The sequence below is a fragment of the Sulfitobacter guttiformis genome (assembly GCF_003610455.1).
In the GTDB taxonomy this organism is placed as follows: Bacteria; Pseudomonadota; Alphaproteobacteria; order Rhodobacterales; family Rhodobacteraceae; genus Sulfitobacter; species Sulfitobacter guttiformis.
The window spans coordinates 1,453,544-1,468,030 of the sequence record NZ_RAQK01000001.1 but is presented as its reverse complement, the minus strand read 5'-3'; the positions used below and the strand labels follow the sequence as shown (position 1 = coordinate 1,468,030).

13 protein-coding genes and 1 pseudogene are annotated in these 14,487 nt (G+C 55.7%); 9 read left to right on the top strand and 5 right to left on the bottom strand.

Going from position 1 to position 14,487, the window contains the following annotated elements:
* Positions 1-52 precede the first annotated feature (52 nt).
* The gene (locus tag C8N30_RS07305) at positions 53-1,306 is read left to right on the top strand and encodes a glycosyltransferase family 4 protein (RefSeq protein WP_025063849.1); all 1,254 of its coding nucleotides are present in this window, start codon (positions 53-55) and stop codon (positions 1,304-1,306) included.
* A gap of 25 nt (positions 1,307-1,331) precedes the next feature.
* On the opposite strand, the gene C8N30_RS07300 is transcribed toward C8N30_RS07305, so the two are convergent.
* Both C8N30_RS07300 and C8N30_RS19565 read right to left on the bottom strand, forming a co-directional pair.
* Positions 1,332-2,195, bottom strand: a complete 864-nt coding sequence (locus C8N30_RS07300; protein WP_269667578.1) for a polysaccharide biosynthesis/export family protein — start codon at positions 2,193-2,195, stop codon at positions 1,332-1,334.
* Positions 2,196-2,228: 33 nt separating this feature from the next.
* On the bottom strand, positions 2,229-2,438 hold the full coding sequence (locus C8N30_RS19565; protein ID WP_232222846.1) for a hypothetical protein: 210 nt from the start codon (positions 2,436-2,438) through the stop codon (positions 2,229-2,231).
* Between the two features lie 98 nt (positions 2,439-2,536).
* On the opposite strand from C8N30_RS19565, the gene C8N30_RS07295 reads away from it, so the two are divergent.
* From C8N30_RS07295 to C8N30_RS07260, 8 genes and pseudogenes are all read left to right on the top strand, one after another.
* Positions 2,537-3,391: an NAD-dependent epimerase/dehydratase family protein gene (locus C8N30_RS07295; protein ID WP_025063848.1), complete on the top strand. Its 855-nt coding sequence runs from the start codon at positions 2,537-2,539 to the stop codon at positions 3,389-3,391.
* Positions 3,388-4,002: a sugar transferase gene (locus tag C8N30_RS07290; protein ID WP_025063847.1), complete on the top strand. Its 615-nt coding sequence runs from the start codon at positions 3,388-3,390 to the stop codon at positions 4,000-4,002. The genes C8N30_RS07295 and C8N30_RS07290 overlap by 4 nt, the downstream gene beginning before the upstream one ends.
* 182 nt (positions 4,003-4,184) lie before the next feature.
* Positions 4,185-6,078 (top strand): annotated as a pseudogene (locus tag C8N30_RS20005) (polysaccharide biosynthesis protein).
* A gap of 118 nt (positions 6,079-6,196) precedes the next feature.
* Entirely contained in the window at positions 6,197-8,362 is a 2,166-nt protein-coding gene (locus tag C8N30_RS07280) for a YjbH domain-containing protein (RefSeq protein ID WP_025063846.1), read from the top strand.
* Positions 8,359-9,063 carry a YjbF family lipoprotein gene (locus C8N30_RS07275; protein ID WP_025063845.1) on the top strand — a complete coding sequence of 235 codons (705 nt, stop codon included), beginning with the start codon at positions 8,359-8,361 and terminating at the stop codon, positions 9,061-9,063. The genes C8N30_RS07280 and C8N30_RS07275 overlap by 4 nt, the downstream gene beginning before the upstream one ends.
* 140 nt (positions 9,064-9,203) lie before the next feature.
* Entirely contained in the window at positions 9,204-9,473 is a 270-nt protein-coding gene (locus tag C8N30_RS07270; protein WP_025063844.1) for a hypothetical protein, read from the top strand.
* A gap of 101 nt (positions 9,474-9,574) precedes the next feature.
* Positions 9,575-10,441 carry an SDR family oxidoreductase gene (locus C8N30_RS07265; protein WP_025063843.1) on the top strand — a complete coding sequence of 289 codons (867 nt, stop codon included), beginning with the start codon at positions 9,575-9,577 and terminating at the stop codon, positions 10,439-10,441.
* 88 nt (positions 10,442-10,529) lie between these two features.
* On the top strand, positions 10,530-11,351 hold the full coding sequence (locus tag C8N30_RS07260) for an ion transporter (protein WP_025063842.1): 822 nt from the start codon (positions 10,530-10,532) through the stop codon (positions 11,349-11,351).
* Here the strand turns inward: C8N30_RS07260 and dxs are convergent.
* Genes dxs through C8N30_RS07245 form a run of 3 tightly spaced genes read right to left on the bottom strand, consistent with a single transcriptional unit; the run spans position 11,348 to position 14,397 of the window.
* The gene (gene dxs, locus C8N30_RS07255; protein ID WP_025063841.1) at positions 11,348-13,276 is read right to left on the bottom strand and encodes a 1-deoxy-D-xylulose-5-phosphate synthase; all 1,929 of its coding nucleotides are present in this window, start codon (positions 13,274-13,276) and stop codon (positions 11,348-11,350) included. The two genes, C8N30_RS07260 and dxs, sit on opposite strands and share 4 nt — an antisense overlap.
* A 10-nt stretch (positions 13,277-13,286) precedes the next feature.
* Positions 13,287-14,153, bottom strand: coding sequence for a polyprenyl synthetase family protein (locus tag C8N30_RS07250; RefSeq protein WP_025063840.1), 867 nt, complete (start codon positions 14,151-14,153; stop codon positions 13,287-13,289).
* A gap of 1 nt (position 14,154) precedes the next feature.
* Positions 14,155-14,397, bottom strand: coding sequence for an exodeoxyribonuclease VII small subunit (locus C8N30_RS07245; protein WP_025063839.1), 243 nt, complete (start codon positions 14,395-14,397; stop codon positions 14,155-14,157).
* Positions 14,398-14,487: the final 90 nt, after the last annotated feature.

The following is a 14,487-nucleotide window of genomic DNA, read 5'->3' as shown; positions in this document are numbered from 1 at the left end:
CGCTCAGGGTTATCTGGCGCATATCCGCGAACAGCCAAAGGCACCTGCATTTATGAATATTCTCTTTGTGCATCAGAACATGCCGGGCCAATACCGCGAACTGGTGCAATGGCTGGCGGCGCAAAAGGTTCACACCATCTACTTCTTGACGCAGCGCAAGAACGCGGCGGCGCTAGAGGGAGTACAGACGCGGATCTACAAAACCCACCACGTCCCTAAAAAGGAAGCCTATGGCTTGAGCAAGGTGTGGGAGGAAGCGACAGGCGCAGGATTCGGCGCCGTTGTCGCGGCTAAGCAGATCGAGCGCGAAGACGGGTTCATGCCGGACATTATCGTAGGACATGTCGGCTGGGGCGAACTGACCTTTTTCAAGCAAATTTGGCCAGATGTGCCGGTTATTGGGTTCTTCGAGTATTACTACCGACTGCATGGCGGCCCCATCAACTTTGATAAGGATGAGCCGGTTACGGATCACACGCCGTTCCTGCTTCAGGCGCGCAATGCCGTGCCGAATGCCAATATTATGACGGTAGACCGTGGCCTGAGCCCGACAAAATGGCAGCGCGACTGTTTCCCGCCAGAGTTTCATTCAAAGATTTACGTATGCCATGACGGTATCCGCACAGATAAGCTGAGGCCTGACCCCTCGGCCAAGCTCAAACTGGGGCGGATCGAGACACCAGTGGGGCGCGGCGACGAGATCGTGACGTATATGGCGCGTAACCTTGAGCGGATGCGCGGGTTTCACCAATTCATGCGCGCGCTGCCCGACATACTTGCTGCGCGACCCAATGCGCGGGTGCTGGTGATTGGCGGGAATGAGGTCTCATATGGCGCCAAGAGCAAGAATCCGGGCGGGCTGCGCGCCGAGATGGAGGCGGAAGTGGGCAGTCGCGTTGACTGGAGCCGTGTGCACTTCTTAGGGCAGGTGCCCTATGACCAGTATCAAAAAATTATCCAGATCAGCCGTTGCCATATTTACATGACGATGCCGTTTGTTTTGTCGTGGTCACTGCTCGAAGCCATGTCGATGGAGGCTACTATTGTTGCCTCGGACGTGGCACCGGTGCGTGAAGCGGTCACACATGGTAAGACCGGTCTATTGGTTGATTTTCATGATCCCGCAGCATTAGCGCGGCAGGTGGTTGAGGTATTGGAGCGGCCGCAGGACTTTGTACATTTGGGGCCTGCAGCGCGATCGCATGTGGTGGCTGAATACGATTTCTTGACCAAGTGTCTGCCCGAGCATATTGCCGAAATGAACGCCCTTTTGCCGCAAGACAAACAGATTAAAATGTCCCGATAAAAAGCGTTTGGTCCGGAGTAGTATTTTAGTTCGTGGCGTTGATCAGGCCAAAGGCCGATCCGATAAGGCCTGCCACAACTCGTACCGAAGAGACCGGACTTTCTGTAGCGAGGACAAGATCGCCGGAGTTGATGAAAAAGTTGCGCGCCGAAAACAAGCCGTCTGATGTTGTCAGATCAATGGTAAATACAACGCGCTGTTGGCGCGGCCCCCGCTGTCCGGCACCAAGGGCCGAGGCGGGGTATTCGCGCAGAATCAAAACGCCCTTTGGATTGGCGCGATTGTCATCTACTCCGCCAATAAGCGACAGCGCATCAAGGGCTGATACCTGATCGCGGTTAAACGGAAACTGGCTCTCGGAGCCTGCAGCGCCAAGCGACAGAAAATACCGGCCGTCTTTTTCTACGATGATCTGGTCACCGCCATTGAGGCGGGTATCGAGTTTCGGGTCGTCCAGCAGACGGCTGAGCGAGGTGCGGTAGGTCTGATTGGCGCGCACCAGCTTAACACGGGGGTTGGTCAATGATGCGCTCACGCCACCTGCGGCGGAGATTGCAGCAAGGACGGAAAAATCCTGATCCGGCATGCTGATGTTGCCAGGCGAATTCACGCCGCCGATCATGTCGACAGAGTTGGTGCGCCCTTCCATCATCGCCAACTGGACCTGCGCGCCGGGGGCGATCGCTTCAAGCTGACGTTGCAGTGTCTCGCGGGCACTGTCGGGCGTGCGGTCCGATACACGTATTTTTCCAACATAGGGAATAAATATCGTGCCGTTTTCGGAAACTCTTAGGGCCGTCAGATCAACCCTGCGTTGGCCTGGTGCCATCAGCAGGGAGTTTTCGGCGCTGTCCCAAATTGTGACATTCAGAGAGTCGCCTGCACGAATGATCTGGGCATTCGAGCCGTCGGAATGACCCAGTCAGCTATAGTGGCGCTCACCAGTGTCAGGCCATGTTGCCAAGCTGGGCAAAAATGCCTTCGACACAGGATAAACAGCAAAGTCTGCTTCGGGTTGGTTAACACCTTTGGTAATTTCGGCCTGAATTGCTGCGCCTCGGGGCAGTGTGCCGCAGGCGGCGAACGCAATAGCTATCGCAATCAACAGAGTGTGTCTGGTTAGCTTGCCCATCGAAATTACCGCTCAATCCGTTGAAATACCGTTCAACGCCCTTCGTGTCGGGCGGTTCGGCTTGGAAATATATTTGGGGCAAGATACTGCATAGCAATATGAGGTCAATCATTACAAAAAAATCGGATACGATTTCTTCGGATCTGTTGCTGGGAGCAGGGGGCCGATTGGGCCAGATGTTGTGCCGTTTTTGGCCACAGCCCGAATTGTTGTGTACCCAGAGCCGTCAGTACAGGGCGGGAGCGCTCCGGTTTGACCCACTTGCCGCGCCTGATGTACTTGCTGCGGCAGCGGCTGACATGCGGTCTGTTATCTGTCTGTCAGGCGTCACCCCCGCGCATGCAGCTGCCAGCGGTGATAGCATGAGCTTGAACACCACGCTTGCACTTGCAGCAGTTGCAGCGGCGCCTTTGAGCGCCCGGGTGTTCGTGGTGTCATCTGCAGCGGTTTATGGTGCATGCGCAGGGCCTAACAACGAAGCAGACAGTGTAACTCCTGTGAGTGCTTATGGCGAGGCCAAGCTGGCAATGGAGCGGGCCACTCTCGCGCTGGGACGCGGGCGGGTATGTGTGCTGCGTATCGGAAATGTTGCAGGTGCTGATGCGATTTTAGGAGGGTGGCGCGCGGGAATGACGTTGGACCAGCTCCCCGACGGGCGCACGCCGCGTCGCAGCTATATTGGTCCGCAAACACTGGCGCGGGTGATCCATGCGCTGTGTGGTGTGCCGAAATTGCCGCCAATTCTAAATATCGCTGCACCGGGCGTTATCGGAATGGGCGATCTGCTGGATCAAGCTGGCCTGCCGTGGACGCCTCGAACGCCCATCGGTCCGGTGATTGAGGAAGTGGCGCTGCACACAGCTGCGCTCGAGCGCTTTTTTACCTTTACGTCGCAAGAGAGCACCGCGCAGGGTATGGTTGCGCAATGGAAACAAGGGCAGCCCCAAGCATGACATGGCAAAAGAGAATTTATGACCTGTTCTTCGCCAGTCTGCTGGTGGTGATATTGGGGCCGGTGATCCTTCTGTTGGTGGTGTATATTTACATCAAACAAGGACGTCCGTTGTTTTATGTCGCTGAGCGGATGAAGGCACCGGACGAGCCGTTCGGCCTTGTCAAATTTCGAACCATGACTGTGGTGGACGCCGATCAGGGGGTTTCGGGCGCGCATAAGGCCTCGCGGGTTACGCCTTTGGGTGCGCGGTTGCGGGCCAAGCGAATGGACGAGTTTCCCCAGTTATGGAATATTCTCAAGGGGGACTTGTCGTTTGTCGGGCCGCGCCCGCCCCTGCGCGAATATGTGGAGCGGTTTCCGGAAATTTACGCAGAGGTCCTGAAATCACGGCCCGGAGTGACTGGCCTCGCTACGATCCGGTTTCACAAACATGAGGACCGCTTGCTCGCTCGGTGTACAACCGCCGCACAGACTGACGACATTTATTGCCGTATCTGTGTGCCGCGCAAAGCAAAGCTTGATCTCATTTATCAGCGCAACCAGAGCATGTGCTATGATTTTGACCTTGTTTTTCAGACAATTGCCAATCTTTTCAGGCGTTCGAAATAGTAAGAAATGCCGAATCCCGCCCAAGCTAAATCATGCAATATGCAATTTCTTCAGATCCGGTTAGGGTAGTAAAAAGCAAGTTCGCAACTCGGTTGGAGCGATGCTGGTGCTGCTCGCAGGTTGCGGTGCGGAATTAGGTTTACGGTAACGTCAAGAATACGATGGTGGGTATAGGACGCGTCATGCTGAACTGGATCAAGACGCTAAACAAAACGCAAAAGCGGCGGGTGATGCTTGGTGTCGACGGATTGCTTGTACCACTTGCGATGTTGTTTGCCTTTGCTGCACTGGACCTTGAGGGCGGCCTTAGCGGCAATATCTGGAGCTTTTCTCTATTACTCCCGTATATGCTGATCACAGCGATCGTTGTGTCGCTGTGGATCGGGATCGCGGATATCCAACTGAGCGCTTATGAAGCGGCAGCGGTCGGATTGACGGCTTTACACTCCATATTGCTTACGATCGCGTCGATCACAGTGGCTGATTTTGCGATGCTGAATCTGCCATTGGGGCTGCATATGGTGTTTGGCGCCGCCTTTTTCTGCTTTGCTGTGGGGACGCGTGCGGTGCTGTTGCAGATCGTTCTGATGGTCTATCGCCGGTCCTCTGCGCACACGAGGGTTTTGATTTACGGGGCTGGCACGACGGGATCGCAACTTGTTTCGGCGCTGAGGGTGCACGAGACAATCGAGCCTGTTGCGTTTGTCGATGACAATTCGGGACTGCAGGGCATGCGGGTGCAGCGCTTGCCCATATACTCGCCCGCGCAAATCGCGGCAGTCGTGAAACAATACAAGATTGATCGCGTGCTGCTAGCGGGTCCCCTCGCTGAGCGCGCCCAAGCAGGCGCAAATTGCCCGCAGACTTTCGTTGATGGGCCTTGAGGTCCAAACGCTGCCATCGTTTTCCCAGCTGATCGGGGAGGAGGCGCTGGTGAACCAGCTTACGCCACTGGCTGCCCGCAGCTTTTTGGGCCGTGAAGAAGTGTCCCACCCGCTGGGCGACGCGCGGAGCAGTTATGAGGGTAAAGTCGTACTGATTTCGGGTGCAGGTGGTTCCATCGGGGCAGAGCTTTGCCGGCAAGTTATTGACTGCAAGCCGTCCAAGATCGTCATTTTCGAGCTCAGCGAGCTGGGGCTTTATAACATTGATATGGAGCTGCGCAGCATAATCGAGCAGGAAAAAATGAGCATCGAGCTGGTACCAGTGCTGGGCACGATCACCGACAGCCGTCAGGTGCGTAAGATACTGTTGTTGCATAAGGTACAGGTCGTACTGCACGCGGCTGCGTATAAACATGTGCCGCTGGTCGAGGCTAATCCGCTGACGGGTCTGGTCAATAATGTGTTCGGGACACAGACGCTGGCGGAACAGGCGGCAAAAGCGGGTGTCGAACGGTTTATGCTGATCTCGTCCGACAAAGCTGTGCGGCCCACAAATGTTATGGGTGCATCGAAACGTCTGGCGGAACTGGTTATTCAAGACATGGCAAAGCGACAGAAGAAAACAGGCGGCACTGTCTTCTCAATGGTTCGGTTTGGTAATGTACTTGGATCTTCCGGCTCTGTTGTGCCGCTTTTTCAGGAGCAATTGAGCCGCGGTGGGCCGCTGACAGTAACTGACAAAAGTGTAGAGCGCTATTTTATGACGGTTCAGGAGGCGGTGCGTCTTGTGCTGCAAGCCTGCTCGATCAGTCGGGGAGCGGAGGTATTTGTGCTGGATATGGGGCAACCGGTTCCAATTCTGCATTTGGCGCGTCAGGTGATCGAGAAATCGGGCTATCAGGTACGCGACAAGGACAATCCTGATGGCGATATCGAAATCCAGATTACCGGCCTGCGCCCAGGCGAGAAGATGTCCGAAGAGCTTACACTATCTGATGATCTGGTCGGGACAACCTATCCGAAAATTTTCATGACCCATGAAGAAGGTTTATCGCAGATCGAAATCGCATCCGCCCTTCGCCGGTTGCGCGAGGCGTTCGTTGCCTGCGACGAAGAAATGGCGCGCGACGTAGTGCGCCAGTGGGTTGAGGGGTTTCATCAACCTGTTGTCGCCAAGGCAACTGCCTCCTGACGGGACGCAGATTTGTCACGAATGCTTCTAATAGCCGCATCGCTGATTCGCAGTTGTTGCGCCGGATGCCCTTAGGGTGCATGGTCGCAAAAAAGATATTTCGTGGGCAGAGTGTAAAATGATCAGTAAATTGGCAATATCTTCATTGGGTGCGGCTCTTCTGGGGACCGCAGCACTGTTTCCGGCCCTTGGTTTGGCTGACAATCTGGACGGTATATTCGAGGTCCCTGACCGACCCACGCTTAACTTCTACGGAACGGCGGGATTGATCGATATGCCCTCTGGTGAGGCGCTGCCGGACGGGCAGTTGGTTGCGGGGATTTCGAATTTTGGGGGGCAATCGCGCACTTGGCTCACTTTTCAGGCGACACCCCGCATTCAGGCGACATTCAGATACGTCGGGATCCAGAACGCAAATTTCAGTGGGTTTGAAACATACCGCGACCGCAATTTCGACGTAAGGTTTCTTCTCAACCGGGAAAGCCGCTATTTGCCTGCTGTTACACTTGGTTTGCAGGATTTTGCGGGTACAGGAATTTATGCCAGTGAGTATCTGGCTGCCACAAAGACATTTTCGGGCGACAGCATTCCGGGCACGGTGAAGGCGACAGCAGGTTTGGGTTGGGGGCGTCTTGGCAGTTCCGGCAGCATCGGCACGCCATTTGGCGGTGATCGTCCCTCCTTTCGGCCGGGCGATACCGGCGGCGAGCCCGCCTTTGACCAATGGTTTCGCGGAGAGGTCGCGCCGTTTGCGGGCGTCGAATGGGAAGTTAATGACAAGCTCGGTCTGAAGGCTGAATATAGTTCTGATGCCTATACCCTTGAAACCGGTCTTGGCGTCATCGAGCGTAAATCACGGTTCAACTTCGGGGCGGAATATCAGGCCACCGAAAACATCCGTCTTGGTGGTTACTATCTCTACGGCACAGAGGTGGGTGTGAACGTGCAAGTGCAGTTTAACCCCAACCGGCCTGCGGCATTGATGCGTGCGCCCGCCCCTCAGCCTTATTTCATACGTCCCAGCCGCCGTGATAATCCAAAAGCATATGATACCGCATGGGCAAATTCCGAGGCAGAAGCTTCTGTCCTCGTACGCGATGCGCTGATTCCGCTGCTGGAGGCAGAGGGCCTGACGCTGATTGAAACGCACACGACAGCATCCACAACTGAAGTGCGATATGCCAACAACCGCTACGCCGAGACCGCAGTTTCCGTCGGGCGTGTAGCGCGTGTGCTGGCGCGGCTCCTTCCTGATTCTGTTGAGACATTCCGAATAGTGCCTGTAGAAGACAATCTTGCCCAATCAGCAGTTGTATTGCGCCGGTCTGACCTTGAAGCGCTTGAATTCTCCCCGAATTCCTCTGATGCACTGCTTGCTGTTGCGGGCATAACGGATGCCGCGCCGAATTTGCCTGCAAGTGCCCGTAACGAGGCGTTGTTTCCAGCATTCAAGTGGTCTGTAGGCCCCTATTTTTCACAGCGCTTTTTTGATCCCGACCAGCCCATTCGCATTGACGCCGGTGTGCAGCTGTCGCTGTCCTACCAGCCCGCGGCGGGATGGACGATCGGTGGTGAGATCGAGCAGCGGTTGAGCGGCGACGTAAGTGGCGTGAGAGGAGGATCAAACTCTGCTCTGCCACCCGTTCGGACCAGCGGGCTCGAATATGACCGCGCCAGTGCCACGTCCATTCCAACGCTTTATGTGAGCCGCCAATGGAAAATTTCGCCCGATGTCTATGGCCGTGTGACGGCAGGACATGTGGAGCGTGCGTTTGGTGGTGTCTCGGCAGAGATGTTGTGGAAGCCCGCAGGCAGCCGTCTGGCGCTGGGCGTGGAGGCAAATTACGTTAAGCAGCGGGCATTTGATGATCTGCTAGGTTTTCAGGATTATTCCGTAGCAACGGGTCATGCCTCTGCTTATTATGAATTTGGCGGTGGATATCGTGGCCAGCTTGATGTGGGCCGTTACTTGGCCGGCGACGTTGGTGGGACTGTTACGCTGGAGCGTGAGTTTTCTAATGGATGGCGCGTTGGCGGGTTCTTCACGCTAACAGATGTCTCGGCCGAAGATTTCGGCGAGGGGTCGTTTGATAAGGGGATTACCCTGACCATTCCGGTGGACTGGCTTATCGGATCGCCGAACAAGGGAAAGAACTCAACCACTCTGCGTCCGTTGACACGTGATGGTGGTGCGCGGCTATCGGTGCCGGGGCGTTTGTACGAACAGGTCCGTACCGGTCATCGCGAAGGCTTGGTTGGAAATTGGTCAGGGGTATGGGAATGATCAAAATGTTTTCGCGCATTGTTGGCGCAGGTGTGATTGCTGTCATATTGGCAGCGTGCAGTTCTGACCAAAACTCACAGGCGAGTTTGCCGAAATTGGTGTTCGGTTCTTTGGTCCAGACGGTAAACCAGCGTCGCGCAGGGCCAGTCCAGCAGATCGTTCCGACTCAGCAGCAGTTGGACGAAACAAACGAGCCGGTTCTCCAGATTAACCCCGAGATATCGGGTGGAAGTGACTTTTTGCGACTTCGCTCATCTCGCCGCGATTCGGGTTTAGGAGTCGTTCAGGTCTGGTATTCGAGTGATAACGCGCAAATCTTTTTACGCGATGGTGTGCTGATTGGCACACGTGGCGTTGGCGGTGACATCATCTCGGCAGATGCCGATATGACCATCAAGGCGCTGCGTGCGCAGAGCCAAGGCACTGGTGTGCGAACTTATGTGATATCGGATGGCGATGTGACGTCGACCGACTATTCTTTTAACTGCACCGTGAAAAGCCTGGGCTCAGAGAATATTTCGGTAGTAAATCAAGTGTTTATAACTGATCGCTTTCGCGAGACATGCGTCGGAGGACCGAACGGTGATGCTGTTTTGAACAACGAATATTGGGTCCAACCATCAAATGGTTTGATCCGGAAATCGCGCCAATGGGTCGGACCGAGGGTCGGATATTTCGAGATTATTGTCCTCAAAAACTAGATAAGTTTGCAACAGTTGGCGGGACTGTCGTGGATTTAGCGTTTCTACAGCTTCAACAATGTTGTGAAAAAACGGGGTTTGAGTTATCCACAGGGAATAGCAAGTTAATTGCAATATTACGACCATACAGGATATCGAAAATGATCAAAGTACTATCAATTGCAGCACTCATTTCGGCGACAGCGACAGCTTCGTTTGCCGGTAACCTCAACGCCGGTACAGAAGAGCAGTACATCGACCCGAACGCGGGCTATGTAGAGCAGACGCCCCCACCAAAGGGCAGCTCGCTGTTTGGCGGTAGCGGAATCGGTGTCCCTCTCGCGATCGGCACCATTCTGACAATCGGCGCGATTGCCTATGTTATCAACGAAAACAAAGACGACGATCCAGCGCCAGCGCCTGTTGATTGATCTGTCCACAAAAAGTTAACGAAATGGCCTTCCCTATGGGGAGGCCATTTTGCATTTCTTGGCCACTTTTTTCGGCCTTGGGTAAGCATCGGAGCATCTGCATGGACAAGCGTCTTTTGTCATTGGGTCACGGATTTAGCGCGCGCGCACTTGCGGCGCGTTTGGTGCCTGAAGGCTGGCATATTGTTGGCACGACCCGCAGTGCTGATAAAATGGACCAGATCGCCGCGACAGGGGTTGAGCCTGTTCAATGGCCGGGCACGGATCTGGGTGCACTGATTGCCGAATTTCCCAATATTCTGGTTTCGGCAGGGCCAGGCCCAGAGGGTGATCCCGTATTGGCCGAGTTGCGCGATGCCTTTGTTGCCGCAGCTTCTGGCATGCGCTGGCTGGGTTATTTGTCCACGACCGGTGTCTACGGGGACCATCAGGGTGATTGGGTAGACGAGGAGACGCCCCTAACGCCCGCAACGCGGCGCGGACAGGCACGTGTAGTGGCAGAGGCGGCGTGGCAGAGCATCCCTGACCTGCCTGTACATATTTTCAGGCTGGCGGGCATCTACGGTCCAGGCCGTGGACCTTTTGCAAAGGTGCGCAATGGTACGGCGCGGCGGATTATCAAACAGGGACAGGTGTTCAGCCGTATTCATGTCGATGACATAGCGGCTGGTGTGGCGCTATCGCTGGATGCCCCGAATGCGGGTGCAATTTACAATATGTGTGATGATGACCCGGCCCCGCCTGAGGATGTAATCGGCCATGCAGCTGCGTTGCTGGGTTTGCCTGTTCCGCCTGAGATTGCCTTTGAGGAGGCAGATATGACGCCAATGGCCCGCAGTTTTTATGCCGAGAGCAAGCGCGTGCGTAATGACCGGATAAAGAGTGAGCTTGGCTGGTCGCCGCTCTATCCCGACTACCGCAGCGGCCTAGCTGCCATGCTTGAACTGGGCGAGACGGAGGAGCCCTGAGCGGGAAAATACTTTCTGTATCGGAACGGCTTGTTCCGGCACATGGGGCAGGCCATATACACGAAAATCCATGCACACCGGAGCCCCCATGAGCCTTAATCAAAAGCTGACTGCCGTTCTGGAATCGAACGTAGTCCGGAATGCGATCCTTGGAGTGATCCTTTTCAACGCCGTCATTCTGGGCCTCGAGACCTCGAAGCCGATTATGGAGAGGGCAGGCGGGTTGATCCTGCTGCTCGACAGGATTTGTTTGCTCATATTCGTAGTGGAATTGGTGGCAAAACTAATTGCCTACCGGCTTCAGTTTTTCCGCAAGGGCTGGAACATCTTTGACTTCGTAATCGTGGCAATATCGCTGGCTCCCGCAGCTGAAGGGTTCTCAGCACTGCGTGCGCTGCGGATTTTGCGCGTGCTGCGGGTGATTTCCGTCGCTCCAAACCTTCGACGTGTTGTGGAGGGATTTGTAACAGCACTGCCGGGAATGGCCTCGGTATTTTTACTGATGTCCTTGATTTTCTATATCGGAGCAGTAATGGCAACAAAGCTGTTCGGCACAGGTTGCCCACAATGTACGCCAGAGCTGGCGGCAAATTTTGATTTGTGGTTCGGTACGTTGGGGCGCTCGGGATATTCGCTGTTCCAGATAATGACGCTCGAAAGCTGGTCTATGGGGATCGTCCGGCCCGTGATGGAGGTTTATCCGTTGGCGTGGATGTTCTTTGTTCCGTTCATTATGATGACAACATTTGCGGTTGTGAACCTGCTGGTGGGCTTGATCGTGAACTCGATGCAGGACGCCCATCAGGAAGAATCAGTCGCAAGTACCGATGCTTACCGCGAGGATGTGCAGGGAAAGCTGGCAGCACTTGAGCTTAAACTGGACCAGCTGATTGCAGCGCGAAAAGACTAGGCCCGCTGCGCGCCGATCTTCGCGATACCGAGTGTGCTGAGAACTTTTGCCTCGATATGCTCGGCGTTCATTGCGGCGACAGCGTACATGCCTTCCGGGCTAGCCTGATCAATAAAAATATCAGGAAGAACCATAGAGCGGAATTTAAGGCCAGTATCGAATATACCCTCCTCGGCCAAAAGCTGGGCAACATGGCTTCCGAAGCCCCCAATCGCGCCCTCTTCGACGGTGATTAGCGCCTCATGATCACGGGCAAGCATCAAGATCATGTCTCGGTCCAGCGGTTTGGCAAAGCGCGCGTCGGCAATTGTGGGTGTGATCCCTTTTGCGGCCAACGCTTCGGCGGCCTTCTCAACCTCCTCCAGCCGCGTACCAAAAGAAACGATCGCCACACGATTGCCTTCCCGGATCATCCGGCCCTTGCCGATTTCCAATGGTGTGCCGCGTTCGGGCATATCTACGCCGCGGCCCTCACCGCGCGGAAAGCGGAAGGCAATCGGCCCGTCATTATAGGCGGCAGCAGTAGCCACCATATGCTTCAGCTCGGCCTCGTCAGCAGCGGCCATCACTACAAATCCCGGTAGGTTTGCCAAAAAGGCGATGTCAAAAGATCCTGCATGTGTGGCGCCGTCGGCCCCAACAAGGCCGGCACGGTCAATCGCGAAACGTACCGGCAGGCGCTGGATCGCAACATCGTGCACGACCTGATCATATCCCCGCTGCAAGAAGGTGGAATACATCGTACAGAACGGTTTCATGCCGCCGGCTGCCAGTGCGGCCGAGAATGTAACCCCGTGCTGTTCGGCAATTCCAACATCGAAACAGCGCGAGGGATAGCGTTCCATGAACAGGTTGAGGCCGGTCCCGTCAGGCATTGCGGCCGTAATCGCGCAAATCTTGTCATCCTCGGCGGCAAGTTGCACGAGACTGTCAGAGTAGACGTTTGTGTAGCTAGGCGCATTGCTGGGCGCTTTTTTCTGCTCACCCGTCACAACATTGAATTTGGCGGTGGCATGTCCCTTGTCGCGCGCCGCTTCGGCCGGACCGTATCCTTTGCCCTTTTTCGTGAGAACATGGATCAAAATCGGGCCTGTGGCGCGTGCCTTCACAGTACGTAGTACGGGCAGGAGCTGGTCCATGTCGTGACCATCGATCGGGCCGAGATAAGAGAAGCCGAGTTGCTCGAACAGGGTGCCTCCGACAGTCATACCCTTGATCATATCCTTGGCGCGCTTTGCCCCTTCGCGGAAAGGGTAGGGCAGCAGGCTAACCGCGCCTTTGGCGGCTGATTTCAGCTCTTGGAACGGCTCCTCTGCATAGAGGCGGCTTAGATAGGCCGACATTGCCCCAACCGGGGGGGCGATGCTCATTTCATTGTCGTTCAAAATCACGATCAGGCGCTTTTTCAAATGACCTGCGTTGTTCATCGCCTCATAGGCCATACCGGCGGACATTGATCCATCGCCTATCACAGCGATCGCGTCTCCCAGACCTTCTGGAATCACACCGCCCAGATCGCGCGCTACGGCAAAGCCGAGGGCGGCTGAAATGGAGGTCGAACTATGGGCGGCACCAAACGGGTCGTAAGGGGATTCAGAGCGCTTCGTGAATCCGCTCAGCCCGTTTTCCATGCGCAACGTGCGAATGCGGTCGCGGCGCTCTGTCAGAATTTTGTGGGGATAGCATTGGTGGCCGACGTCCCAGATGATTTTGTCGCGGGGCGTATCGAAAACTGCATGCAGCGCCACTGTCAGTTCAACCACACCAAGGCCTGCGCCCAGATGGCCACCTGTTACGGACACAGCCGAGACGGTTTCGGCACGCAGTTCTCCGGCCAACTGCGTCAGTTCGCGGTCCGAGAGGGATTTCATATCGGCGGGGCGACTGATTCTGTCTAGCAGGGGTGTCTTTGGCGTGTCGGTCATGTCTTTTTCCCTAGCTTTTGCGCGCAATCACGAATTGAGCGGCTTCGCGCAGCGTCTCCGCCTCTGTGCCATATGGCGATAGTACGTCACAGGCATCGTCTACCAATGTACGGGCTCGCTTTTTGGCGCCCTCAAGACCCAGAAGGGATACAAAAGTGGCTTTTCCAGCGCTTGCATCCTTCCCGACTGCTTTGCCCACAGTGGCGGCATCCCCTTCAATGTCGAGGATATCATCGGCAATCTGGAAGGCGAGGCCCAGCGCGCGGGCATAATGTCCCAGGGCTCCGGAATCGGCCTCGTCCATGCGTGGCCCGACTGTGGCGGCCCACTCGATCAAGGCGCCAGTTTTCCCCGCTTGCAGGGTGATAATCTGATCCAGCGAAAGGGGGGGGCTCGCGGTTTCTGCAGCAATATCTAGGGCTTGTCCGCCAACCATGCCGCGCACGCCCGAGGCCTGCGCAAGAGTTGTCACTAACTGAAGGCGCGCAGCATCTGTACAGCCGGCAGTCACAACCAGCTCGAATGCGAGCGTTTGGAGGGCGTCACCGGCTAAAACGGCGGTCGGCTCATCCCACTTGCGGTGTACTGTTGCCCTGCCGCGCCGCAAGTCGTCATCGTCCATGCAGGGCAGATCGTCATGAACCAACGAGTACGCGTGCATCGCTTCGATCGCGGCAGCGGCTGGCGCAGCGTCGCCTGGGCCGATCCCATGCAGGCGGGCGGATTCGAGTACCAGAAATGCGCGCAAACCCTTGCCGCCTTCGGTGGCGTATATCATCGCATCGCGGACAGAGCTTTCAATGCCATCCAGCGATGCGGCAATCCGCTGCGCGGACAATACGCCTGCTGCGTTCAACCCCTGCGCGAACCGTGTCATGCTATAGACCTTCGACAGGCTTCAATCCTGCAGGGTTACCATCCGCATCCAAGGTGATTGCCGCAACTTTTTCCTCGGCTTCCTTAAGCTTGGCCTCGCAGCGTGCCTTTAACACGGCGCCGCGTTCATAGAGTGTAATACTCTCGTCCAGCGCGACATCGCCGCGCTCCAGCTTTCCTAAAACCGTTTCCAGTTCCGACATTGCCGCCTCAAAGCTCATCTCGTCTACAGGTGTATCGCTCATTGCATTCTCTTTTGTTCAAAATCGTGCAACGCATACCCTTTTGTCGTGGCCATGGCCAGTATCGAGGTCCCGTGTTTCTACCGGTCTGGT